This window comes from Nitrospira moscoviensis (genome assembly GCF_001273775.1).
In the GTDB taxonomy this organism is placed as follows: domain Bacteria; phylum Nitrospirota; class Nitrospiria; order Nitrospirales; family Nitrospiraceae; genus Nitrospira_D; species Nitrospira_D moscoviensis.
This window is the reverse complement of the sequence record NZ_CP011801.1, coordinates 862167-884373: the sequence shown is the minus strand read 5'-3', so window position 1 is coordinate 884373 and position 22207 is coordinate 862167. Positions and strand designations below refer to the sequence as shown.

The following is a 22207-nucleotide window of genomic DNA, read 5'->3' as shown; positions in this document are numbered from 1 at the left end:
TTTATGCCGCTTCCAACATCCGAGCGAAAGGACCCACCATGGGTGACCATACGAGCAACGGTTCGGCGAACGGCAACGGGCATGGCGTGCCGACGTCGACACTCTCGACCACGCCGTTTCCCGCCTCGCGCAAGATCTATGTGAGCGGCCAGCAGCCGGGCGTCCGCGTGCCGATGAGAGAAATCAGTTTGACGCCGACGAAGTCCATGAATGGCACGGTGACCCCAAATGAGCCGATCACCGTGTACGATACATCGGGACCGTACACCGATCCCGCCGTCTCCATCGACGTACGGGCCGGGTTGCCGCCGTTGCGCCGGCAATGGGTCCTGGACCGGCAGGATGTGGATGAGCTGCCCTCCGTCACGTCGGCCTACGGACGGATGCGGGCCGCCGACCCGAAGCTGGCCGAGCTGCGGTTCCAGCACATCCGGAAGCCGTTGCGCGCCAAGCCCGGCAGGAACGTTACGCAGCTGCACTATGCGCGGAAGGGCATCATCACCCCGGAGATGGAGTTCATCGCCATCCGCGAAAATCAATCGCGCGAAGTCGCCCGCGAGCTGGCCTCGCGCAACGGCCACGGCGGCGGCACGGCGCAGCATCCCGGATTTTCGTGGGGCGCGGCCATCCCGGCGGCGATTACGCCCGAATTCGTGCGCGATGAAGTGGCCCGGGGCCGGGCCATCATCCCATCCAACATTAATCATCCCGAAAGCGAGCCCATGATCATCGGGCGCAACTTCCTGGTGAAGATCAACGCCAACATCGGCAACTCGGCCGTCGCCTCGTCCATCGAAGAAGAAGTGGAGAAAATGATCTGGTCCATCCGGTGGGGCTCCGATACGGTGATGGACCTCTCCACCGGCAAGAACATCCATGAGACGCGCGAATGGATCATCCGCAACGCCCCGGTGCCCATCGGCACGGTGCCGATCTATCAGGCGCTGGAGAAAGTCGGCGGGAAGGCGGAGGAGCTGACCTGGGAGATCTTCCGCGACACGTTGATCGAGCAGGCGGAACAGGGCGTCGATTACTTCACCATCCACGCCGGCGTAAAACTCGCGTACGTCCCGATGACGGCGAAGCGGATGACGGGAATCGTCTCCCGCGGCGGGTCGATTCATGCCAAGTGGTGCCTGGCGCATCATCAGGAAAACTTCGCCTACACCCATTTCGAAGAGATCTGCGAGATCATGAAGGCCTACGACGTCGCCTTCAGCTTGGGCGACGGCTTGCGGCCGGGCTCCATCGCCGACGCCAACGACGAGGCGCAGTTCGCCGAGCTGGAGACGTTGGGCGAGCTCACGAAGATCGCCTGGCGGCACGACGTGCAGGTGATGATCGAGGGCCCGGGCCACGTGCCGATGCACATGATCCAGGTCAACATGGAAAAGCAGCTCAAGGCCTGCCATGAGGCGCCGTTCTATACGCTGGGGCCGCTCACGACCGACATCGCGCCGGGGTACGACCACATCACCTCGGGCATCGGCGCCGCCATGATCGGCTGGTACGGCTGCGCGATGCTCTGCTACGTGACGCCGAAAGAGCATTTAGGATTGCCGGATCGGGAAGACGTCAAAGCCGGCGTGATCGCCTATAAGATCGCGGCTCATGCGGCCGATTTGGCGAAAGGCCATCCCGGCGCGCAGATCCGCGACAATGCGCTGTCGAAAGCGCGGTTCGAGTTCCGGTGGGAAGACCAATTCCACCTCTCGCTCGATCCCGAAACGGCCAAGCAGTTCCACGATGCAACCTTGCCGGACAACGCCGCGAAGGTCTCGCACTTCTGCAGCATGTGCGGGCCGCACTTCTGCTCGATGAAGATCACCCAAGACGTGCGCGACTACGCCGCGCAAAAACACTTGGACGAGCAACAGGCGATCCAAATCGGGATGAAGGAAAAGGCCGAGGAGTTCAAAAAGGCCGGCTCAGAGATCTACCGGTAAGGAGTCTATATGGCAAAGCCAAAACCAGCTCCTCTGCGCGAGCGCGATATCACGAGACAGATCGCTCGCGAATACTATAAGGAGTTCGATCAACTCATCGAGAGCGACGTCATCATCGTCGGTGCCGGGCCTTCGGGGCTCATTTGCGCGCACGACTTGGCGAAGATGGGCTTCCGGACGTTGATTGTCGAACAAAGCCTGGCCTTGGGCGGCGGGTTCTGGCACGGCGGCTATTTAATGAACAAGGCGACGATCTGCGAACCGGCGAACGAAATCTTGGAAGAAATCGGCGTGCCTTGCAAGAAGATCAAGGACTGCGACGGGATGTACATGGTCGATCCGCCGCACGCGACTGGAGCCTTGGTGGCCGCCGCCTACCGGGGCGGCGCGAAGGTCTTGAATCTGACCCGCGTCGTGGATTTAATTCTACGGCGGGACGGCGTGCTGGAAGGCGTCGTGGTGAACAACACGACGGCCGAGATGGCGGGGCATGATATCATCCACGTCGATCCAATCGCGCTCGAAAGCAAGATCGTCGTCGATGCCACGGGACACGACGCCGTCGTGGTGGAGTTGCTGCACAAGCGCAATCTCTACAAGCCGGTCCCGGGCAACGGCGCCATGTGGGTGTCGCGCTCCGAAGAAGAAGTGATGGACCGGACCGGCGAAGTGTATCCAAACTGCTTCGTCATCGGCCTGGCAGTGGCTGCTGTCCATGGGACGCCCCGCATGGGTCCAGCCTTTGGCTCGATGCTACTGTCCGGCCGATACGGCGCCGAGTTGATTAAGAAGAAGCTGAAAAACGAGTAATTCTCTCTCCCTTTCCTGCGGCTTCTCAAAAAGGCCGTCCGGCTAGGCCGCAGGGAGGACGAACCCGGAGGCGTACTGTGCTGAGTACGTCGAGGAGTTCGGACGACTGAGAACGACGCCGGGGGCCTTTTTCAGAAGCCGCATCATGGACGTACAGGACTTTCTAATCCAAGGCGAAGGCCGCGAAGAAGACAAGCGCGAAGCCTGGCAGCTGTTCCAGCAGGCCTACGAACGCCAGATGAAGGGCGAGTTGGAAGAGGCGGTCAACCTCTACAAGAAGTCTCTGAACATCCACCCGACGGCCGAGGCCTATACGTTTTTGGGCTGGACCTACAGCTTCATGGGCCGGCTGGATGAGGCGATCGAAGAGTGCCACAACGCGATCCGCCAGGATCCCGACTTCGGGAATCCCTACAACGACATCGGAGCCTATCTGATCGAGAAAGGCGAGTTCGACGAGGCGATCCCCTGGTTCCAGAAAGCCATGCAGGCCAAGCGATACGAAAGTCCCGCCTTCCCTCATCTGAACCTGGGGCGCGTCTACGAGCGCAAGGGCCAATGGACCGAAGCCATCGAGTCGTACAAGAAAGCGCTGACGCTGAACCCGAACTACGCGTTGGCCAAACGAGCGCTGGGACGGTTGATCAGTTCGCTGAATTGAAACCGGTCTGTCTGGTCTATTTCGTCTATCTGGTCTATCTAGTGTGGTGAATCGCTAGCACAAGAGGATCTGCATGAATACAAACATCGACCAGATAGACAAGACAGACCGCATAGACCAGAAGACCATTCTCGTCGCCGTCAACGATATCTTCTTCTACACGAAGCTGCGCGATGCGCTGAAGCCGCAGGGCTACACGTTGGAGCGGGCTCGGGCGCAGGACGAAGTACAGGAGAAAGCCTCGGCGCTCAAGCCGGCGGCGGCCGTGCTGAACATGAACGATCCGTCGGTCGACGGCTTGAAGGCGCTCGAAGCGCTCCGAGCCGACCCGGCCTCGAAGCAGCTGCCGGTCCTGGCCTTCGCCAACCATGAAGAAGTGGAGACGTGGACCCGCGCCAAAGCGCTCGGCGTGACAAAGATCGTGTCGCGCAATGAATTCTCGGCGCGGACGAAAGAGCTGATTAAAGAGATACTGTTGAATGTTGAATTGGACTCAACATCCTCAATTCAAAATTAAACAGATGAAACAATCGCGATTGCATAGCAGCCACGCCCAACTCGGCGCCACGTTCGAAGAGGCGACCGGCTGGGAGATGCCCGCCCACTACGGCGACGTAGCAGCCGAGTATCGGGCCGTGCGGGAGGCCGTGGGCCTGGCCGATCTGTCCCACCGCGGGAAGATCCGCGTGACGGGGGACGATCGCGTCAAATGGCTGCAAAGCGTCATCAGCAACGACATCCTGCCGCTTCAGCCGGGCCAGGGCCGCTACTCCAGCTTCCTTACGCACAAAGGCAAGATGCTCACCTACTTCCGGGTCTATATGCAGGCCGACGCGGTCATGCTGGAAGACGTGGGCGAAATCGGCGAGACGACCTACCAAGCGCTCAGGAAGTTCCTTCTCTACGGCACGAAGGCGAAAATGGAAAATTGCGTCGAGAGTCGGGGCCTCCTCCTCGTCAGCGGACCGAAAGCCGCCGACGTAATCAAGGCCGCCTTCGGAAGCGACGTCGCCGATCTGAAGCCGATCAATTTCATCTCGGCCACGATCGGCGGCCAAACCGCGCTGATCATCCGGACGGAAGAGACCGGCGAGCAGGACTATGAAGTGATGATCCCGGCCGACGGACTCGTGGTCGCCTGGGAACGGTTGATGGACGCAGGCAAACCCTACGGCATCGAGCCGATCGGCAGCCAAGCCCGAGAAGCGCTCCGCATCGAAGCCGGGATTCCGAAAGCCGGGCCTGAGCTGAACGAAGAAATCGTCCCGCCTGAAGCCAATCTGGAAAGCAAGGCCTTCAGCCTCACCAAGGGCTGCTACCCCGGTCAGGAAGTCGTCGCCCGCATGGATACCTACGGCAACGTCCGCCGCCATCTAGTCGGGCTCGTCCTCAAGGACTCTACGATCCCGCCGCCCAAAGCGAAGCTCTTCAGCGGAGACCGCGAGGTCGGCTGGATCAGCAGCGCCGTGCGCTCGCCCAAGCTGGGACAGATCATCGCGCTCGGCTTTCCCCTCCGCGACTTCAGCAAACCCGGCACCGAACTGACCGTCGAAGTCGAAGGCAAGAAGCTCGACGCGAAAGTACACCCGCTTCCGTTCTAGCGCTGCAATAAGCGAAGGACGCAAACGCTCCTCCTATGTGGCTGCATGAAGTAAGTCGCAGGTGCCCAAGCCACAGCTTCCGCTTGCAGGCCAAAAGGAAAAGCATTACTGTGGAGAAGGTTGAGATGGTCGGCTGACGATATCCACAGTCAAACAGGCCAGAGAATACGTTCGGTCTTATGTTAAAAAGCCGAGAACAAATCCTCGGGCTCATCGAACAAAACCGAGACACACTCAAGAAGTTCGGCGTACGTCGCCTTGGGCTGTTCGGATCCTCTGCTCGGGGTGAAGCGACCTCCAACAGCGATCTGGACTTTGTCGTGGACCTTGCCGAGAAGTCTTTCGACGCCTATATGGACCTGAAAGCCTACCTGGAAGACCTCTTTGGATGCCGCGTCGATCTCGTCCTGGCCGATACGATTAAGCCGCGGCTCCGCCCGATCATCCAGCGCGAAACGGTGTATGCCTCGGGACTGTAGGATTTACCCTCGAGGATATTTTGGACGCCGTCCACAAGGTGCGGTCATATACAGCAGGTCTTGCCAAAGCGGCATTCATCCAAGACGACAAAACTTTCGACGCCGTCGTCCGTAATCTGGAAATTATCGGGGAGGCGGCTAAGAGCGTCCCCGACTCTATTCGCGCCAAGGCGCCGGGCGTGGAGTGGAAAAAGATCGCGGGGCTCAGAGATATCTTAATCCACGAGTACTTCGGCATCGATGGCGAGATTGTGTGGGACATCGTGCAGCACAAGCTCCCCAGCCTCGAAACAGCCGTACAGCGATTGCTCAGAGAGCTCGAATGAAGACTTTCTTCATCTAAATAGTTCTTCCCATCTCCGCACGATACCCCCATCTGTTATAGTGATACACGCGCGAGTGACGGATCGAAAGGTGCGGTGCCGTCATGCGGTTTGTCTCTCCCCTCATCGCGTGCTCCCTCCTATTCAGCGTCACTTCCTTGCTCGCGACATCGCAGATTTATCGCTACACGGATGCTGCCGGCACGCCGAGGTTCACCAACGATCTGCAGTCGATCCCCGAGCCCTACCGTCGCCTCGCCGTACCGCTGTATTCGGAGATGACATCACAGGCCGGATCCACCGTGCCCGTTCCAACCCAAGGCCATCAGGAACCTACGACCCACGTCGTCACCGTGAGCAGCGACTATCGCATGGGCGCATACGACACCCATGCGGCGGCGGTGCGCATGGCCATCCAGTCCGCAAAGCGACAGGCGCTTGAGCAAGCTGCGACCTATCTGGAGAGTGTGACGGAGATCAAGAATCTGGATGTCACTCGCGATGAGCTGCGCGCGTACAGCGCCGGCAGCATCATCGTGCTCGATCAGCAGACCTCGGCGCGGGCGGACAACGGCGCGGTCGTCATCCACGTAGACCTCACCGCGCAGGTCGATCGCAAGGAAGCCGTTCAGGCGATCGCCGCGCTGCGAGACAATGACAGCGCCAAACACGAGTTGGCGTCCTTGCGGATCGAGACTGACCGATTACGGCAGCAGCTCGACGCGGCGAACCAGGCGCTGGCAACGGCGCAGTCGCAAGAGCAGATTCAGGCGCTCCTGGCCGAGCGCCAGCAGCTACTGGACCAGTTACACGTGAAGTCCATGGCCTCGGAATCCCGGACCACTGGAATCTCTGCGGGGCAGACCATTCCTGCGATGATCGGTGGGCTGATTTTCCAACCGACCGTCCCGCCAATCCCAATTCTCGGCGTTGACCAAGGGCTGCGAGCCGGTTCGCCATCCTCTCCGCAGCCTGGCGACTTTCCCTCCGCCGCATCTCGGAACAGGCTCAGAGAAGCCGTGACACTCCCCACCCAGCCCCTCATCCCGGCCTTTCCGCAAATCCAACCCCTCGGCGTGCCCCATGGTTCGCTCAGTCAGACTCCCTCGCTCTCATCCCCAGTAGCCCCATCGGCCAAACCGGCTTTTCCCCAAATCCAACCCCTCGGCGTCCCGCACGGCTCGCTCACACAGATTCCCTCGACGAGCCAGTTCTATAGCCACACCGGCGGGCAAGGTCGTTGAGTCCGACCCGCTGCCCGCTTAAGAACAGTCTAGCCGGCAAGTCTGTCTTGGATGGATCTGCTGGATCTTGGCTTTCCGATCCCTGTCGGACGCCGCTATTCGATGTCGATTTGGGGTATGTCGAACGACTATCTGTCAAGGACAGCGTTTCACCCTCATATATTGGAGGTCGAAGCCATGAAATTTATGCTCCTATGTTGCCACGAAGAGAGGAAGTGGGACTCCATGTCCAAGAGCGAGTGCGATGCCGTTATGGAGGAGACCAGGGCCTACTGTGAGGAACTGAAGAAGAGCGGTCACCTCCTTGCGGCGGAGCAACTCGAACCCATACAGTCGGCCAGGAGTGTAAAAGTCCGAAACGGCAAGCTCGCCGTGACCGACGGTCCTTTTGCTGAAACGAAGGAGCAACTCGGCGGCTTTTTCTTGATCAGCGCCCGGGATCTGGACGAGGCGATCCAGGTGGCCTCGAAGTTTCCGTCGGCGCAGTTCGGAACCATGGAGGTGCGGCCGGTCACAGTGGCATCGTGACGATAAATGGTGAGTTGTGGGGATGGGTGAGGCGGCGGGACGTGATGAGTTTCTGCACCATAAGGCCGGCACGGACCAGCAGATGTTCAGCCTCCTCGCGGCGAAACTCGAGATCGCGAAATACGTCTCCCCGGTCCGGCTCAACGACTCCAGATGCCCTGGAGGTAGGCGAGCAGCAGACAGAAAGCGAGAACGACAGCGGCGCCCAAAAGCGACGTGGCAAGAGAGAACGCCCCGTATTGTCGAAATTGCGGACGCCGTGCGTGCGGAAAGCGCAGAAGGCAGAAGGTCACGACGGCAGTCACGAGGCCGACGATCGTGATGAGAACCCGTGCGGCGTTCATCGATAGATCAAATATACACAGTCAATACGTCAGCTTCCTGCACGGCTCTGAAAATTCAGAATGTCCCCATTGTTTCTCTGCACAATCGAACCCATCTCACGCCCGCGAGAGGCGGCTCGAAACAACGGCGCCGCTCAGAGATGCTCGTTGGGTGATCCGAAAAGAACGTGTTCACAGACCGGCATGGCGCCTTGACTGTGCGCCTAATCTAGGCGCATCTTATAGGCATCCGTAAGGATATCTTGCACTGGAAGGATGGAAGCCATGGCCAAGCTCAATGTGTCCATCGACGATCGACTCAGGGACGAACTGTTCAAGCTCGTTCCACCCCGCCGGCGAAGCCAGGTCGTGAATGAAGCATTGCGGAACGAACTGCTCCGGCGCAAACGCCGGCATGCCGCTGAGGTGGTGCGTCGTCTGAGGAAGAACAGCGCGACTCTGAGCGGTCAAGAGATCGTGGAAGCAGTGCGCCGGGATCGCACGAGAACCGAGCGATGATTGTCGTGCCCGACGCCTCCGTCATTTTGAAGTGGGTCCTGGAGAAAGAGGACGAACCGGATCATATCCAGGCGTCCCGGCTCGAAGAGGCGCTCTTGGCGGACCAGGTAGAGATTCGAGTGCCGACACTCTGGCGATACGAGGCCGGCAATGTGCTGGGAATCAAACAGCCAAAGATGGCGACCGAGTTGATGAGTGCGCTGCTGGCTTATGAGCTCGAAGAAATTCCGCTCAGGGCTGAGTATGCCATTGAAGTTTTGGAACACATGCAGGATGTGAAGGGAATCACCTTCTACGATGCGGCCTACCATGTATTGGCGTTGCGGACCAAAGGCTTATATCTGACCGCCGATAGAGCCTACGTCAGTCGGGCCAAACGAAGAGGGCACGTGGTCCTGTTGGCTGAGTGGAAAGGACCGTGAGACCGCAGGCCCGCCTTTAGAAGCGCGGCTGCGCTACCCGGGATCAGCCCGACGAGACGGCAAAATTCAAATCCAGCGGCGTACGCGTGACGCATACGCCGTAAAGGAAGGCCCAAAGCGAGAAGCGAGTGCCCGCTCCTCCGGCTGGATCTGGAATCGGTTCATGTAGAGGACAAAGAGCGGGAGCACCAGAAACGCGGCAGGGTGAGCGAGGTCGATCGCCCAGGCGACTAAGACGAGCAGCAGGCCGAGGTACATCGGATTACGCGTGAACGCATAGATGCCGGTCACCACCAAACTCGACGAAGACTCCGGCTTCATAGGATTGACCGTCGTGCCGGCCCGCCGAAACGCCACCACGCCCCAGACCGCGACGACGAACCCGGCAGCGGCCACGACCTGGGCAACTAGCCTCCGCTGAGGGATGTCGAATCCGTATCCCGGCATGGCGTGAGCCACGAGCCACATCAACCCGGCCGTCACCAACCCGACGATCACCGGCGGAATCTTGAGCTCGAGCATACGCCAAGCCTACGCTTCGCCGAGCCCGGAAGCAAAAGGACGGTCACGACCTGCCCTCTCTCCCTCTTATCAGCTAGATCCCAGCAGTAGCGTCTTGACAAAAAATGCAGGGGAAGATATTGCTGCAACCTTCACAGGGATTGATACTTCTCTCAAGCCAAAGAATGACGACGAACTTCTATTACGTGTACGCACTCAAGGACCCCCGCTCCTCACCGGCCAGACCGTTCTACGTTGGAAAAGGCACAGGCAGCCGTGCCTACGATCACCTCGTTGTGCCAGACACGACGAGGAAATACACTCGCATCAAAGAGATCCTAGCTGGTGGCGCAAAGCCGATGGTTGACATTCTTATCGAGGATTTGACGGAGGCCCAGGCACTTCGCCTTGAGGCCGAGTTAATTGCAGCTTTCGGAACAGAGGAGACAGGTGGCCTTTTAACAAATGCAGTAGTACCTGCAAGGCTCGGAGGCAAGAAACGAAAGCACATAGTGGTGCCACAAGGCGCTGTAGAACGAGCTCAACTCGGACTTGAATTCTTGAAGACCGCGGTACTTCAACTGGCTAAGGCAAATCCGCAGGGAATCTCGAATTCCGACGTCGCAAGCCTCCTAGGTCTTCGGAGTGACTACCTCGGACGGCAAAAGGATTATCTGTCGTACAGCGTATTAGGATTGCTGCTGCGAGAGGGTAGAATTAAGCGCCGAGATGGTGCTTCCCCCTGTCATGTAGCAGAATCATAAAACCCGAACACAGTGAGACGCACCTCCGCTCCAAGCCTCGCCAGGATATCGATCAGGGCATCCGTGCTGAACAAATCGATTCGTCCACGGAGGAGATCGCTCACACGGGGTTGCGTGACGCCGAGCATCTTGGCCGCGGCTTTCTGCGTGAGACGGCGGGACGCGATGAGTTTCTGCACCTGGATCATGAGGTCGGCTCGGACCAGCAGATGTTCAGCTTCCTCGCGGCGAAACCCGAGATCGCGGAATACGTTCCCGGTGGACGGTGTGACGTTGAGTTTCACTGATCACAGTCTCGAATGGATCGCATGTCGGGCCAAACCCCTCATGCCGCCCGAGAAGCTGCTTTCTCCAACAGTTCGTGAATGAGCGTTTGATATGGCTTATGCTGCTTCGCCGCCATTTTGCGTAATTGGCTCAACAGCCGCGGCGAGAGGCGGATCGCGATGAGCTGTTTGGCCATGCCGCTCGACGGCCTCCCGACGCGCCGCATCCGCCGCAGTTGCGGCTCAGTCGCTTCAGGGATATCGGAAAAATCAATCTGAGAGTCGGGAATATGCCGCACGCTCTCGCCGGCTCGCTTGCCGGGCGCTGATGATACGGATCGTTTCTTTTTCATGATCTACTCTCCTCACTGTGTAGACGACGTATACGATTCTTCCTGCAACCGATCGGCCGATACGTTGGCGCCGATGTTCGTCCGCTGAGTGCTCCTCATCGCTCCCATCCAACGCATTGGCATCGCCGAATATGGTCGCGGCTTCTTCAAATGAAATACGATGCTTTTCGAAATTTGCGATAGCCTTTCGGGCATCCCACGAAAACACGCCAGTGTATATACAGTAACGCGCGCCCCCTTGCAATTCACCGGGCTCGGCAGCAGAAATGTGCGGACTCTGTTGCGTGCATACCTAGATACCGAGCGGAACGAAGCTTACAATCTTCTCATGCGTTCCTTACGCCACCGTACCATTCAGACCTTCTCGGCACTTGGTCTTGCCTCCCTCGCACTTCTTGTCCCAGGCTGCATCTCGCAACCTCCGCCGTCCGGTGTCCGCTATCCGATCACGTCCGGCATCCATACCGCCTTGCCGACCGCGGAACGACGCATCCTGCTCTGGGCCGATCCTCCCCTGACCGACGTGGCCCTAGACTGGCTCAAATCCCATCAGTACGCGGACGTGCTCTTGCCCGAGCAAGGTCCTTTTCAGCGCATGCAGGTGTCGCACAGATTCTCCGACCGCGAGACAGCGTTGGCGGTCGCCAAGGAGATGAATGCCGACTTGGTGTTGTTTCTTGAACACGAGGAGAGTAAGGAAGGGGCGCTGATCGAGCCGCATTGCGGCCCTCTCTTCAATGTGAATGTCGATGTACGAGGCCTGTGGGGAGAGGGCGGCGACACGGCATTGAAAGGGAACGCCCATTACCCGCACTGTGTGGCGCTCACCGACCAGACGCTTCGGAGCCTGACGTGCCAGGCATTGGCCACCGCGTGGGGCTACCGGCCGTCGGGGCAACTGGAGATTCCATCGACTCTCTCGTGTACCGCCGGCCAGACCGAGCGGCCGCCGATCCGCTAGCGCGCTGCCCCTCACTGGCTGGCAGCTGTCACTTCCTCCGCCACACCCCCTGTCGTACGAATCCCGCAAGTGATTCGAATCCGGCACGCCGCTGTGGCGCCGGCGCCACGCGATGAGAGCCTCTTGTCCCTCGCGCGATAGCCGCTTGTGATCGTTGCTCTTCATCCCGCCGGCCGCCGAACTGGCAGGGCCTTTGCCTAGGCATCGACACGAACACCGCCCGATCCTGAGGAGGGCCGATGCGAGTCTCGTGTTTTCTCGCTCTGTGCCTTTGGCTGGCTGCTGCGCCGAGCGTCTGGGGCGAGCCGTTTGTCGACCTCTATGGCGGGTGGAGCAAGGCGAAGGCGACCGATGTGTCGGCCTCGCAGCAGAGCTGCTTCGTCGTCGGCTGCACCGGCACAGCGCGGACGCATCAGTCGGTATCATTCCACTCCGGCGCGGCGGGCGGTGTGCGGGGCGGGTACTGGTTCGCGACACAGTCTTGGTTCGGTATCGCTGGTGATCTGACTTACTCCCGCTCCACCTCGCCGCCGGTTGAGTTGGATTCCGTCATGCTGGCCGTCACGCCGCTCCTGCGGCTGCCGTTCTGGAGCACAGCCGAGCAGCGGTCCGGCTTGCTGCAACCCTATCTTGGCCTCGGTCCTACGCTGGTGTTGCATCATGTGGCGGCCGACTTCCGGCCGGGCTCTTCGATCGCGATGGACGGCTGGTCACCGGCCGTCGGGTGGACCGCTCGCGCGGGGCTCGCGGTTTCCCTGTCGCAGCATGTAGCCTTGTTCAGTGAATGGCGCCTCTCTCAGGAACGGGTCGCCTTCCGCCGGGCCGGCTTCTTCGGGGTGGGCACGCAAGACCGTCTGGACTACACCAATACTACACAGCAGTATGTGTTTGGATTCTCCTATCGATTCTAGGTCCGCGGCGGTCATGTCTTGCGGTCGCGCGGCCACTCTTCATAGGATTGACCGCATGAAAACCCAGTACTACACCGCCTGCAGTCTCGACGGCTTTATCGCGACGGAGGATCATTCGCTGGAGTGGCTTTTCCAGCTTGGCGACATCAACGACACGAGCTATCCGGAGTTCATCAAAGAGGTGGGCGCACTCGCCATGGGCTCGTCCACCTATGAATGGATGCTGCGGCATGTGGTGAAGCCCGATGCCGGTGGAACCGACTGGCCCTATGCGCAGCCGACGTGGGTGTTTTCATCGCGTGCGCTGCCGGCTGTCCCCGGCGCGCTGTTGCACTTCGTGCGCGGCGATGTGCGGCCGGTGCACGAGCAGATGCGCCGGGCGGCGGGAGAGAAAAACATTTGGCTGGTCGGCGGCGGCGACCTGGTCGGTCAGTTCTATGACGCAGGCTTGCTGGACGAGATCATCGTGCAGGTCGGGTCGGTCACGCTCGGGTCCGGCAAGCCGCTGCTGCCCCGCCGCATCGCCTTTCCCCCGCTCACATTGACCTCCGCTAGAGCCATCGGCCCAGGGTTCGCCGAGCTCCGGTACGACGTCCCGCGCGGCCGGCAGCAATAAAAAAGGCCCGGCGTCTTTCGGCGTCGGGCCTCCTACGCTAGTTCTCGCGATGTCCCTTTTTGCGCTTCACGACGTTTCCGCCGTGTTTCGCAATCGGTCTTTCGCGATCCCTTTTGTGATTCCAACTGTACAACGCTTCTGGTTCGGCCAGAACCCGGGAAAGACCCGTGTCAACCAAGGAGAGAACCCTGGCCCTTCGATGCGAACCAGCTACCTTTCCGGGTTCCTGGCGGCCGTTACGGCCGACGCGAACTTGAGCAGGCTCGCCCGCTCTTCATCGTCCAGCGCCAGCAAGAGGTGCGCTTCTTCCCCATGCATGAGGCGGAGGCTCAGGAACGGCTCTTCCCGCCGTTTTTCCTTGTTGTCCCACATGGCGTCGATGACTTGGACCTTGTCCAGCTGGCCGACCGACACCACGTCGTACCGGAAATAGGAATCGCCGATCACCATGTCGAAGACGACGTTGCCCGCCGTCAGCAGCACCAGGTTGAAGCGGCCCTGGTCCTCATAACCTTCCGGCAGGAATTTATTGATGTGGCATAGCGCCACCTTTCGATCGCCCAACGCGGCGCGGATCTTGTCCTTCAGCGCGGGATAATCGATCTGCAGCGCCTTTTCATCCGGCCCCGTCGCTGCGACGGCGGCCGCTTCGGCTTTCGAAAAAATCTCATCGGCAGACATCAACCCTGGCATGACTGTTCCCCCTTTGTTGCTCGTATGTCTTTCGTTCTACGATGCGGTTGCTGATTTCCGTGCCCGGATGGCCCGCGCGACGCCGACCAACCCCATTGCGGCCCAGGAAAATTCCAAGAGAATGAATCCGACCCGCTGATCGGCGATGGCGACGACGCCCAACATCAGCGAGCCGATGATGTTCAACGCCAGATATCCCGCATCCAGTTCCCGCCAGAGGCCACTCTGAATCATCGCATAGGCGCCGAGCACCATGAGCGCGCCCACGACCGACAACACCTGCAGAAACATCCGAGAACCGCTCCGCGACAGAACGACAAAAATGACCCGGTACCGTAACTGGCGACCCGGCGAGAATGCAAGGGGATTCTCCGCATGCCTCGACGGATGCCGGTTTGAGGCTGCTCCGCCGGCGCGGATTATCGTCTCGGCAGATGATAGGAAAATCGGACGCGGCCTTCGCCATCGACGGCCTGGACGTCAAACGACTCGGCCGCCACCGTGACCAGCCCAAAATTGAGATAGCCGGCCTCATGGATGAGCGTGGTAGGCCGTAAGCTTCGGCTTTGTTCGGGCAGGCGGCCCGTGGCGGCGGACAGCGGACCTGCGATGAACTCATGAAAGTCCGGGTTGCCGTCGCCGTCGGGATCGTAGGCGCTGGCCTCGACGAAGTGCACGTCCGCCCCAAGCCAGACGACGTTCTTCAGCCGCTGTTGAAGAATCGTATCGACGATCACCTGCCGCTCCCGCTCGAATCCGGTCCCGTCCGGCCCGCCCGCCCAGCCGTCGTTTCCCGGAACCGCCGTCCCTCCGCCTTTTGGAATCGAAAGAGGCACCGACGAGACGATGACCTTCCACGAGGCCGTGGAATCACCGAGCCCGTCGAGCAGCCACTTCAGTTGAGTCTGTCCCAGCATCGTTTTGGCCGGCCCGTCCGGATCTGCGTTGCGGCTGCGATACTGCCGCGTATCCAAAATGAACAGTTCCAGGTCTTTGCCGTAACGGACGGAGCGATACAGGCGGTGCGGATCGTCCGGTGGCGAGGCAATCGGCCAATACTCCCGCAAGGCCTGGCGGCCCGCCGGCATCTGAGCATCGACCGGTCCGGCAAAATTGTTCCGCACCTCATGGTCGTCCCAGGCAACATAGACGGGGACCGTTTCTAAAAACCGCCGGAGGGACTCGGCGCCCCGCTGGTAACGATGCCGAGCTCGGTATTCCGGCAGGGTGGAGGCGATAAAGTCGGCGCCCGGCTCGTTCGGCGGCGACGGACAGGCGTTGTCGCTGTAGATGGTATCGCCCAGAAAGATGAAAAAGTCGAGATCCTGGCGGCGCATCACATCGAAAATGGGATAGCCGGCCGGCCCCTGCCGGCAATGACCCTGTCCACCCAAGTCGCCGCTCCAAGCGAATCGCACCGGGACGGAAGTGGACGGGTCCGGCAGCGTCCTGAACTCTCCTCGGGCCGCCAGCTTGGCTTCGATGTGATGGAGCCCGTCCACCGGACGGCCGACTAAGATGTGATAGTGATAGGTGGTCCCGGGAACCAATCGTAAAAGCGGGATCGAAACGGTGTAATCGGACTCGGGCGAGGTCGCCATGCGGCTGGTCCTGGCGACGGGCGAGACAACGGTGGCCATTCTCGAGGCCTGGTCCCAGACGGATGGCGGGGCATATTCCACTTGTACCAGGGCCGGACCGTCGGTTCGCACCCAGAGCAACGCGCTCGTCGGCGTCACGTCGCCCACGGTGATACCTTGGGGGAGCAGATCAGCAGCACGAACGGCTGGTTCGCGAAACGGACTATCGGGCGGCAGCCCTTCACGGGACGGCGAGACACAACCGAGCACGGTCACCGCCGCCACGCAGGCAGCCAACGGACTGGCCCATCGCATGCCGCAGTCCTATCGTATAGCGGAGACGAGGTCAAGGTTGGAGACGGGCCGGCGGCTTGAAAATCCAATGAGCCGACCGGCATACTGACGGACATCACCAGAGGCGCACCATGCACGATATCCGTTGCTTCGTTCCCAATTGCCAAGCCAATCCCTACGCGCCCGCCGGCACGCAATCGGTGTGCAAAGATCATTTCCTGAACTTCCTCACCTGGCGCCGCCGCAGAGGGCCGCAGATGTTCGTGAAGTACGCCGCGATGACGATGGAAGAGCGCGACGCCATCGCCGCCGAATGGGCCAAGACCATCCGCGTCGACGAAGTGCCGTCCAACTCGCCAAAGACCTGATCTCCTACCGGCAGAACAGGGGAATATTCGTCTCTCTCAAATCATCTTGGGTGATGGCGGGGCCCGCCTCGAGTTATGGCTTGCCACAAGAGTAGCTTATAAGCTACTCTTGTGGCTGTGGAGGCCTTTCCGAGAGAGATTCAGATCTATGTTCGGGAGGACGGAGTTGCTCCCTTCAGCGAATGGCTCGGAAGTTTACGAGATGTCCGTGGAAGAGCGAAAATCCGGACGAGGCTCGATCGTCTTGAGCTAGGCAACTTTGGTGACTGCCGAGGTGTGGGAGATGGCGTTCAAGAATTGCGAATCGACTATGGCCCCGGGTATCGAATCTACTTTGGGCAAGTCAACACAACGCTGATCCTTCTGCTGTGTGGCGGCGACAAGGCCTCTCAAGCGCGGGATATCCAGACAGCGAAATCGTACTGGCAGGATTACGGGAGGCGATAATGGCGAAAAGCAAACCCTACCGGAAAGAACTCGTGGAGTCTCTTCGCGATCCTGAAGAGGCGATGGCGTATCTCAACGCGGCGTTGGAGGAAAACGATCACGAGGTGTTTCTCCTCGCGTTGCGAAATGTGGCCGAAGCCCACGGCGGAATGGCGCAGTTGGCGGAACGTGCCAAGCTGAACCGGGAAAGCCTGTACAAAATGCTGTCGGCCCACGGGAATCCTGAACTGCGCAGCCTCGACGCGCTTCTCCATGCGCTGGGATTCCGCCTCGCTGTTACGGCCGCATAGGGTCATCGTTCCCGGCGTACGGCTACACAGCAATTGGCGTGAGAGTGTAGACGCGACCATACCGTGCCGCTGCAGCTGTATCTCCTTGCTTCAAAGCCTCCCGCACGTCATCGAGCTTGCAGGCGTCCTCCGGCCGAGAGATAGGGAAACCACTCATCGTCGGTGGTTAACGATTCAACGCTGACCTCCGCAAGGTAACGACCTTCACGAACCAGCTTCACTCTCTGTTGTTTCTTCAAATGCGCCTCCTCTTATATCCAACCTCCTCTTTCCCTCTTCCTACCCTCCCAACACAGGGCTGACGAGTGGGGGTGTCTCTCACTGCGCGCATGCAGCGAGCATACCCAACTCTTTCTTCTTCCCTTCTTAGCGGGCGACCTGGTGATCTCCTTACTGCGCGCGTCCAACGAGGGCCTTCCGAGGCCGCGCGTTGGGCGAGCATAGGAGACCACCAGGCCGCCCGCGTCTCCCCTAGCCCATCACCGCAGACCCGTGATGATGGATCATCAGCCACTCGTCGCCGATGCGTTCGTACAGGTTCGTGGCGAGCACTTTGGCTTGCTGCGGCTCTTCGGATTGCTGGCTGGTGATGTTCTCCGTGCAGATGACCCACGCCACGTCGCCGGCGACCTGGATCGTCACGTCGGTCAGCTCGAATTTCATGGAAAAGGTGTTGTTGAAGATCAGCACCCAGGAGTCGCGCACTTCCGGCCAGCCGGAACGGAGCGTCCAGCCGGGATGGATGCAGGTGACGTATTCCAGGTGGGCCCACACCTCGTCCATCCGAGTGATGTCGAGGCTTTCAAAGGCCTCGTAAAACCGTTGATTGGCTTTCGTGACTTCGTCGATGCGTTGTTCCAGCATGAGGGCTCCCTAGCGAAAGAGCCGTATCATACTGCAATCAGGAAGACGGCGGCGAGGGAGAAATCAGGCGGACAGATGGGCCGTCTGTCGGTTTACCAACCAGACGCCGGCGAGAATCAGGGCGATGCCAATGATCTCAGCCGGACCCACGTGCTCATGGAGGATGAGCGCCGAGAGCGCGACCGCCGCCACCGGCGTAAGATTGCCCAAGACGGACGCGCGCGACGGGCCGATGCCTTTCACCCCGTACAGCCACGCTTGCTGCGCCACCGCTGTCGCGAAGACGACCAAATACCCCAGCGCGAGCCAGTCTCCGCCGCTCACCGAGGCGGCGCCCGCATCCAGCATTTTGCGATCGGTCCACAACAGTGGAATCTGCAACACCGTCGCGACCAACAGAGTCGTCCAATTGACGGTGAGCGCAGAGAGCCGGTCCATCACGGCGCGGCTGCCGATACTGTACAGCGCCCAGCTCACGACGCCCAGAAAGACGAGCAAGCTGCCCAGGAGCGGCTGTTCGCCGGCCGCCTGAAAGCCCGCGACCGACACCAGCGCCACACCGGCGAACGACAAGAGCGCCCCCGCCCAGACGGCCCGCAGCGGCACGTCTTGTATCAGCATGGCCGACAAGAGCGCCGTAACCACGGGGCTCGATCCGATGATCACGCCCGCCACCGCCCCGCTCACGTATTTCAACCCGATCAAAATCAGCAGATGATTGCCCAGCACGCCGAGCCCCAGGAAGCCCAGATCGCGCAGATCGGCGCGGGTCACTGTGCCGAGGGTGCCTTCCTGCCACCACCAGGTCGCCATGAGAATGGCCAGGCCGCCGAGATCGCGCAACACTGAGGCTTCGACCGGCGAGAAGGACCCCAGAGCGAGTTTTTGCGCCACGATCGACCCGCCCCAGAGGACGGCGGCCAGCACCACCGACCCATAGGCGAGCGTGGAGGAGGGCTGCATGGACATGGGGATACCGTCGTTTCGCGCCGCCGTCAAGGAGATTGTCGCAGCTACTCACGGTTGACGCCGTTTACGAACTGCATTAGTTTTCGTCTAACTCAGCAGGCCGGTCCAGGGAGGGGAGACTATGGGACGCTTCGTAGGGACGTTTCGCTTCTTATCGGTATCGGTATCGCTGCTCCTAGTCTTGGGCGGCTGCACCAAAGCCTTGGTGCACGACGACGTGAAGTATGCGCAAACCGGCGCCCATTGCTCGGGCTCGGAAAGCGTGGACGATTCCTCGTTGGCCGTCCTGCCGATTCCCGTGGTGGCCTTCTTCGTCCCCCACTGGAATTTGCACGACATCAAAGCCGACGATTATCTGAGGCGCTGCGGGGAGCCGACGAAGCTCATCAACCGCCATGTGGAAGTGAACCGCCTGGCCTGCATCCCGGCCGGTCTGACGCGGATCATCAGCCTCGGCATCTGGCAGTGGTGTCCCGCCAGTGTGTCGTGGGAGGCGGATTTAAAGATCTAGTGATGAGTGATCAGTGATGCGTGATCAGTGAAGAGTGGCGGCCATTCGTCAGCTCATCACCCATCACTCGTCACTTTTTTCTAACCACCAGCACGCCGTCCCGGATCGTGACCAGGACGGCGTCCACACCGGGGTCGCCGGCCACGGCGCGATTCAACTCTTGAATGGCCGCCGTCTTCTCGTCCGGCGGCGGCTGCTTCAGCACGTCGCCGTTCCAGAGGACGTTGTCGATCAGAATGACGCCGGCCGGAGCCAAGAGATCCAGCGCCCGGCGGTAATAATTAAGATAGTTGGTTTTGTCCGCGTCGATGAAAATGACGTCGAACGGACCGGTGAGGTCCCGCATCGTCTCCAGGGCCGGTCCCATCCGGACGTCGATCTTTTTGCCCACCGGCGCCTGGGCAAAATAGCGCCGCGCGACGGCGGCCGACTCCTCGTCCACGTCGCAGGTGACGACCGTTCCATCCTCCGGCAGCGCCTCGGCGAAACAGAGCGCGCTGTACCCGGTGAACATCCCGATCTCCAACACCCGCTTCGCGCCCACGAGCTTGGTCATCATCTGGAGAAAGGCCCCTTCCAGCGGCCCCACCAGCATCTGGGGCAGCTCCATCGTCCGCTCGGTCTCTTCCCGCAACGCCCGGCGGATCGCTGATTCGGACATCGAATGGGTCTCGGCGTAGGCTTCAAGATCGGCAGGCACCAGCTCTTTCATCGGCACAGCTCCTCGTTTGAAAAACAACGGCGTGGTTGCGTAGACTCCACTGTAGCACAAGGAGGCCCGCGTGAAGACCATCGCCACCCTGGAACCCCTTACTACGCGACTGCTGGAAATCCAGCGGATCAACAGCGCCGCCTCGCTTCTCTCATGGGATCAGGAAACGTACATGCCGGCGGGCGGGGGCGAGGCGCGGGCGGAGCAGATCGCCGTGCTGCAGGGGCTGGCCCACCAAAAGCTGGTCTCGCCGGAGATCGAGCAACTGCTGTCGCAATGGATCGACCCGGCGACCGGTCGAGCGCTGGAGCAGCCGGGCGATGGATGGGACGAGCCCGCTCGGTCGCTCTTGCGCGAGGTGTGGCGCGACTTCAGCCGGGCGAAGAAACTGCCGTCCCAGTTCGTCATGACGCTCAGTCGCGAAACGTCGCTCGCCCAACAGGTCTGGGCGGAGGCCAGGAAACAAGACAAGTTCGCGATGTTCCTGCCCAACCTCCGTACGATTCTTTCACTCAAGCGCGAAGAAGCGCAGTACCTCGGCTACAAAGAGTCGCCCTACGACGCCCTGTTGGATGTGTACGAACCGGGTTCCACCGTGGCGTCACTTCGGCCGCTGTTCGCGCAACTGAAAGCCCGCCTCGTCCCATTGCTCAAGCGCGTGATGGACAGCACGGTCCGGATCGACGACAGCATGCTGCGCTACTCTTACGATCAAGCGCGGCAACTCGAATTCGGCCGCCTGGTCCTCATCGCGATGGGCTACGATTTCGAACGAGGGCGGCTGGACCTCTCCGCCCATCCGTTCACGACCTCGTTCCATCCAACCGACGTCCGGGTGACGACGCGCGTGTTCGAGCACGAGTTGCAGTCCTGTCTGTTCAGCTGCATTCATGAGGGCGGGCACGGCCTGTACGATCAGGGACTCGACCAGCGGTACTACGGCACGCCGTTGGGGGACTCGGTGTCGCTCGGCATTCACGAAAGTCAATCGCGCCTGTGGGAGAACTGCGTCGGCCGCTCCCGTGCTTTTTGGCGTTTCTTCTATCCGATCCTGCAGCAGACGTTCCCGCATCAGTTGCGCGGGGTGGACAGGGAACAGTTCTATGCCGCCATCAATCGCGTGCAACCCTCCTTCATCCGCGTGGAGGCGGACGAGCTGACGTATAATTTGCACATCATGCTGCGGTTTGAGATCGAACAGGATTTGATCGAAGGCCGGACGCAGCCGGACGAGTTACCCGGCATGTGGAACCGCAAGATGGAGGAATATCTCGCCATCACGCCTCCAAAGGACGCCGACGGCGTGCTGCAGGATGTGCATTGGTCGCTGGGATCTTTCGGCTATTTTCCGACCTATACGCTCGGCAACCTCTACTCGGTGCAATTCTTCGAGCAGGCCAAGCGGGAAATGCCGCACCTGGAAGATGAGATCGCCGCGGGACGGCTCATGGTCCTGCGCCGCTGGCTGGAACAGAAGATCCACCGCTGGGGCCGCATGTTCACGCCCGATCACCTGGCGCAGCGCGTGACGGGATCGAGCGTCAGTCCGGAGCCGTTTCTCGCCTATTTGGAGAAGAAATACGGCGAGCTCTACCAACTGTGAGCACCGAGGCCCGCCGTCCCGTCGTACCCCATGGCGGCGTTGACCCGCGCCAGCATGGCGGGCGAAAAGGCGAATTCGGCCTGGACCTCGATCCGGTGCGGCACGAGCAGCGTCGTGTGGAAGACGATGTCCCGGATGGGGATTTTGAACTCCGGCTGCTGCGGCGTGCTGAGCTCGACGGCTTCCACGGATTTCGTGATGGTGCCGCTGTCCTGAGGCCCATACGTCGCCACCACGGCGTCGATGATCTCCTTCACCTTCTCGTTGGTTTCGATACCTTCGACGCCCTGAAGCACCAGCGGAATGACCTCCTCCTTGGCTTGATCCGAGAGGGTAAAGTTCTCCACCCGCTCCTTGCGCCGCAACGAAGTCAAATCGTTGTCGAGGTCTTTGCTGAAGGCGCCGTAGGCGAACCGGAAAAACTCGAAATGAAATCCTTTGAAGCCCTTGCCGAACAGCTGCAACTCGCAGAGGAAGCAGAGTTGTTGGAGCTTCACATCGCTCAGCAGTCCGTACGGCTCCGCCAGATGGAGCGCGTAGAGCAGCAAGGCGCGATCGACCGTGATGTGATTCGGTTTTCGCATCCTGTGACTCCGCCGGTGCCGCCGCGAGCCGCACTATAAACAAGCGGCGGAAGGATCGTCAAAC

General features: G+C 60.4%; 32 protein-coding genes. 20 read left to right on the top strand and 12 right to left on the bottom strand.

Annotated features, from left to right (window positions below; all coding sequences use genetic code 11):
- The first annotated feature begins 38 nt into the window (after positions 1 to 38).
- The 9 genes from thiC (at position 39) to NITMOv2_RS04320 (ending at position 7592) form a co-directional block, all read left to right on the top strand.
- Positions 39 to 1946: a phosphomethylpyrimidine synthase ThiC gene (thiC, locus tag NITMOv2_RS04360; RefSeq protein ID WP_083447735.1), complete on the top strand. Its 1908-nt coding sequence runs from the start codon at positions 39 to 41 to the stop codon at positions 1944 to 1946.
- A gap of 9 nt (positions 1947 to 1955) precedes the next feature.
- Positions 1956 to 2756: a sulfide-dependent adenosine diphosphate thiazole synthase gene (locus tag NITMOv2_RS04355; protein WP_053378725.1), complete on the top strand. Its 801-nt coding sequence runs from the start codon at positions 1956 to 1958 to the stop codon at positions 2754 to 2756.
- A 145-nt stretch (positions 2757 to 2901) separates the two neighbouring features.
- Entirely contained in the window at positions 2902 to 3417 is a 516-nt protein-coding gene (locus NITMOv2_RS04350; RefSeq protein WP_083447734.1) for a tetratricopeptide repeat protein, read from the top strand.
- Between the two features lie 73 nt (positions 3418 to 3490).
- Entirely contained in the window at positions 3491 to 3934 is a 444-nt protein-coding gene (locus NITMOv2_RS04345; RefSeq protein WP_053378724.1) for a response regulator, read from the top strand.
- A 4-nt stretch (positions 3935 to 3938) separates the two neighbouring features.
- Entirely contained in the window at positions 3939 to 5018 is a 1080-nt protein-coding gene (ygfZ, locus tag NITMOv2_RS04340) for a CAF17-like 4Fe-4S cluster assembly/insertion protein YgfZ (protein WP_053378723.1), read from the top strand.
- A 179-nt stretch (positions 5019 to 5197) separates the two neighbouring features.
- The gene (locus NITMOv2_RS04335) at positions 5198 to 5497 is read left to right on the top strand and encodes a nucleotidyltransferase family protein (protein ID WP_053378722.1); all 300 of its coding nucleotides are present in this window, start codon (positions 5198 to 5200) and stop codon (positions 5495 to 5497) included.
- Between the two features lie 20 nt (positions 5498 to 5517).
- Positions 5518 to 5823 carry a HepT-like ribonuclease domain-containing protein gene (locus tag NITMOv2_RS04330; protein ID WP_238590461.1) on the top strand — a complete coding sequence of 102 codons (306 nt, stop codon included), beginning with the start codon at positions 5518 to 5520 and terminating at the stop codon, positions 5821 to 5823.
- A gap of 101 nt (positions 5824 to 5924) precedes the next feature.
- Complete coding sequence (locus NITMOv2_RS04325; protein WP_053378720.1) at positions 5925 to 7064, top strand: hypothetical protein; 1140 nt, start codon at positions 5925 to 5927, stop codon at positions 7062 to 7064.
- Positions 7065 to 7181: 117 nt separating this feature from the next.
- Positions 7182 to 7592 (top strand): YciI family protein, encoded by a 411-nt coding sequence (locus tag NITMOv2_RS04320; protein WP_238590460.1) that lies wholly within the window; start codon positions 7182 to 7184, stop codon positions 7590 to 7592.
- 140 nt (positions 7593 to 7732) lie between these two features.
- Here NITMOv2_RS04320 and NITMOv2_RS04315 read toward each other — a convergent pair whose 3' ends face one another.
- Entirely contained in the window at positions 7733 to 7936 is a 204-nt protein-coding gene (locus tag NITMOv2_RS04315; protein ID WP_053378719.1) for a hypothetical protein, read from the bottom strand.
- A 264-nt stretch (positions 7937 to 8200) separates the two neighbouring features.
- On the opposite strand from NITMOv2_RS04315, the gene NITMOv2_RS04310 reads away from it, so the two are divergent.
- Complete coding sequence (locus NITMOv2_RS04310; RefSeq protein WP_145976167.1) at positions 8201 to 8434, top strand: hypothetical protein; 234 nt, start codon at positions 8201 to 8203, stop codon at positions 8432 to 8434.
- Complete coding sequence (locus tag NITMOv2_RS04305; RefSeq protein ID WP_053378717.1) at positions 8431 to 8856, top strand: type II toxin-antitoxin system VapC family toxin; 426 nt, start codon at positions 8431 to 8433, stop codon at positions 8854 to 8856. The genes NITMOv2_RS04310 and NITMOv2_RS04305 overlap by 4 nt, the downstream gene beginning before the upstream one ends.
- 66 nt (positions 8857 to 8922) lie before the next feature.
- Here the strand turns inward: NITMOv2_RS04305 and NITMOv2_RS04300 are convergent, their stop codons facing one another.
- Complete coding sequence (locus NITMOv2_RS04300) at positions 8923 to 9378, bottom strand: methyltransferase family protein (RefSeq protein ID WP_053378716.1); 456 nt, start codon at positions 9376 to 9378, stop codon at positions 8923 to 8925.
- 164 nt (positions 9379 to 9542) lie between these two features.
- Here NITMOv2_RS04300 and NITMOv2_RS22440 point away from each other — a divergent pair, with 164 nt between their 5' ends.
- Positions 9543 to 10121, top strand: coding sequence for a GIY-YIG nuclease family protein (locus NITMOv2_RS22440; protein WP_083448331.1), 579 nt, complete (start codon positions 9543 to 9545; stop codon positions 10119 to 10121).
- On the opposite strand, the gene NITMOv2_RS04295 is transcribed toward NITMOv2_RS22440, so the two are convergent.
- The 3 genes from NITMOv2_RS04295 to NITMOv2_RS24870 are packed head-to-tail and all read right to left on the bottom strand — an operon-like array spanning position 10103 to position 10948.
- The gene (locus NITMOv2_RS04295; RefSeq protein ID WP_053378715.1) at positions 10103 to 10405 is read right to left on the bottom strand and encodes a helix-turn-helix domain-containing protein; all 303 of its coding nucleotides are present in this window, start codon (positions 10403 to 10405) and stop codon (positions 10103 to 10105) included. The genes NITMOv2_RS22440 and NITMOv2_RS04295 overlap by 19 nt on opposite strands.
- Positions 10406 to 10446: 41 nt before the next feature.
- Complete coding sequence (locus tag NITMOv2_RS23255; protein ID WP_053378714.1) at positions 10447 to 10740, bottom strand: BrnA antitoxin family protein; 294 nt, start codon at positions 10738 to 10740, stop codon at positions 10447 to 10449.
- Complete coding sequence (locus NITMOv2_RS24870; protein ID WP_083448330.1) at positions 10658 to 10948, bottom strand: BrnT family toxin; 291 nt, start codon at positions 10946 to 10948, stop codon at positions 10658 to 10660. Before NITMOv2_RS24870 ends, NITMOv2_RS23255 begins: the two co-directional genes overlap by 83 nt.
- A gap of 120 nt (positions 10949 to 11068) precedes the next feature.
- On the opposite strand from NITMOv2_RS24870, the gene NITMOv2_RS04285 reads away from it, so the two are divergent.
- The 3 genes from NITMOv2_RS04285 (at position 11069) to NITMOv2_RS04275 (ending at position 13228) form a co-directional block, all read left to right on the top strand.
- On the top strand, positions 11069 to 11701 hold the full coding sequence (locus NITMOv2_RS04285; protein WP_053378713.1) for a hypothetical protein: 633 nt from the start codon (positions 11069 to 11071) through the stop codon (positions 11699 to 11701).
- Positions 11702 to 11940: 239 nt separating this feature from the next.
- Positions 11941 to 12612 (top strand): outer membrane protein, encoded by a 672-nt coding sequence (locus NITMOv2_RS04280; RefSeq protein ID WP_053378712.1) that lies wholly within the window; start codon positions 11941 to 11943, stop codon positions 12610 to 12612.
- 55 nt (positions 12613 to 12667) lie between these two features.
- Positions 12668 to 13228, top strand: a complete 561-nt coding sequence (locus NITMOv2_RS04275) for a dihydrofolate reductase family protein (protein ID WP_053378711.1) — start codon at positions 12668 to 12670, stop codon at positions 13226 to 13228.
- Between the two features lie 210 nt (positions 13229 to 13438).
- Here NITMOv2_RS04275 and NITMOv2_RS04270 read toward each other — a convergent pair whose 3' ends face one another.
- The 3 genes from NITMOv2_RS04270 to NITMOv2_RS04260 form a co-directional block, all read right to left on the bottom strand.
- Positions 13439 to 13921 (bottom strand): hypothetical protein, encoded by a 483-nt coding sequence (locus NITMOv2_RS04270; RefSeq protein ID WP_053378710.1) that lies wholly within the window; start codon positions 13919 to 13921, stop codon positions 13439 to 13441.
- Between the two features lie 36 nt (positions 13922 to 13957).
- Positions 13958 to 14212: a CBU_0592 family membrane protein gene (locus NITMOv2_RS04265; RefSeq protein ID WP_053378709.1), complete on the bottom strand. Its 255-nt coding sequence runs from the start codon at positions 14210 to 14212 to the stop codon at positions 13958 to 13960.
- Between the two features lie 128 nt (positions 14213 to 14340).
- The gene (locus NITMOv2_RS04260) at positions 14341 to 15816 is read right to left on the bottom strand and encodes an alkaline phosphatase D family protein (RefSeq protein WP_053378708.1); all 1476 of its coding nucleotides are present in this window, start codon (positions 15814 to 15816) and stop codon (positions 14341 to 14343) included.
- 110 nt (positions 15817 to 15926) lie between these two features.
- Between NITMOv2_RS04260 and NITMOv2_RS04255 the strand changes: the two genes are divergently transcribed.
- The 3 genes from NITMOv2_RS04255 (at position 15927) to NITMOv2_RS04245 (ending at position 16900) form a co-directional block, all read left to right on the top strand.
- Complete coding sequence (locus NITMOv2_RS04255) at positions 15927 to 16163, top strand: hypothetical protein (RefSeq protein ID WP_053378707.1); 237 nt, start codon at positions 15927 to 15929, stop codon at positions 16161 to 16163.
- Between the two features lie 117 nt (positions 16164 to 16280).
- Complete coding sequence (locus tag NITMOv2_RS04250) at positions 16281 to 16610, top strand: type II toxin-antitoxin system RelE/ParE family toxin (RefSeq protein ID WP_053381983.1); 330 nt, start codon at positions 16281 to 16283, stop codon at positions 16608 to 16610.
- Positions 16610 to 16900: an addiction module antidote protein gene (locus tag NITMOv2_RS04245; RefSeq protein WP_053378706.1), complete on the top strand. Its 291-nt coding sequence runs from the start codon at positions 16610 to 16612 to the stop codon at positions 16898 to 16900. The genes NITMOv2_RS04250 and NITMOv2_RS04245 overlap by 1 nt, the downstream gene beginning before the upstream one ends.
- Positions 16901 to 17371: 471 nt before the next feature.
- Here NITMOv2_RS04245 and NITMOv2_RS04240 read toward each other — a convergent pair whose 3' ends face one another.
- Together NITMOv2_RS04240 and NITMOv2_RS04235 are read right to left on the bottom strand one after the other, a co-directional pair.
- The gene (locus tag NITMOv2_RS04240; protein WP_053378705.1) at positions 17372 to 17764 is read right to left on the bottom strand and encodes a nuclear transport factor 2 family protein; all 393 of its coding nucleotides are present in this window, start codon (positions 17762 to 17764) and stop codon (positions 17372 to 17374) included.
- Positions 17765 to 17827: 63 nt separating this feature from the next.
- Entirely contained in the window at positions 17828 to 18733 is a 906-nt protein-coding gene (locus NITMOv2_RS04235) for a DMT family transporter (RefSeq protein WP_238590459.1), read from the bottom strand.
- A gap of 121 nt (positions 18734 to 18854) precedes the next feature.
- Here NITMOv2_RS04235 and NITMOv2_RS04230 point away from each other — a divergent pair, with 121 nt between their 5' ends.
- The gene (locus tag NITMOv2_RS04230) at positions 18855 to 19244 is read left to right on the top strand and encodes a hypothetical protein (RefSeq protein ID WP_053378704.1); all 390 of its coding nucleotides are present in this window, start codon (positions 18855 to 18857) and stop codon (positions 19242 to 19244) included.
- A gap of 70 nt (positions 19245 to 19314) precedes the next feature.
- On the opposite strand, the gene NITMOv2_RS04225 is transcribed toward NITMOv2_RS04230, so the two are convergent.
- Positions 19315 to 19956 carry an O-methyltransferase gene (locus NITMOv2_RS04225; RefSeq protein WP_238590458.1) on the bottom strand — a complete coding sequence of 214 codons (642 nt, stop codon included), beginning with the start codon at positions 19954 to 19956 and terminating at the stop codon, positions 19315 to 19317.
- 70 nt (positions 19957 to 20026) lie between these two features.
- On the opposite strand from NITMOv2_RS04225, the gene NITMOv2_RS04220 reads away from it, so the two are divergent.
- Positions 20027 to 21559 (top strand): carboxypeptidase M32, encoded by a 1533-nt coding sequence (locus NITMOv2_RS04220; protein ID WP_053378702.1) that lies wholly within the window; start codon positions 20027 to 20029, stop codon positions 21557 to 21559.
- On the opposite strand, the gene NITMOv2_RS04215 is transcribed toward NITMOv2_RS04220, so the two are convergent.
- Positions 21547 to 22143, bottom strand: coding sequence for a Panacea domain-containing protein (locus tag NITMOv2_RS04215; protein ID WP_053378701.1), 597 nt, complete (start codon positions 22141 to 22143; stop codon positions 21547 to 21549). The two genes, NITMOv2_RS04220 and NITMOv2_RS04215, sit on opposite strands and share 13 nt — an antisense overlap.
- Positions 22144 to 22207 lie beyond the last annotated feature (64 nt).